The organism is Cupriavidus sp. SIMBA_020, assembly GCF_046535395.1.
Classification (GTDB): Bacteria; Pseudomonadota; Gammaproteobacteria; order Burkholderiales; family Burkholderiaceae; genus Cupriavidus; species Cupriavidus campinensis.
Genome location: NZ_JAWRWU010001060.1, coordinates 1 through 256 on the forward strand (window position 1 = coordinate 1; position 256 = coordinate 256).

Annotated in this window: 1 protein-coding gene; it reads left to right on the plus strand. The window is 36.3% G+C overall.

Annotated features, from left to right (window positions below; genetic code table 11):
- On the plus strand, positions 1-256 hold a 256-nt coding region (locus SB751_RS32735; protein WP_410749345.1), incomplete at both ends, for a hypothetical protein.

Here is a 256-nt window from a genome sequence, read left to right on the forward strand (position 1 = left end):
TGGCTCGTATTATACGCCTGATAACCTTGCATGTTTTATGGCTAGGTATATACGTAATAAATGCGTAGATAGAAAAAATCACTTAGATATTCTTGAGCCTAGCTGTGGTGATGGAGCTTTTCTGAAAGCTATAAGTAGACATTTCCTTGATAAAAATATATGCATCGATGCTATCGATCTTGATACTTGTGCAATAGAAAAAATTAGGAAGTTGTCTAGTACTCTTCACGGTGAATATACAGTCACTGAAGCCGAC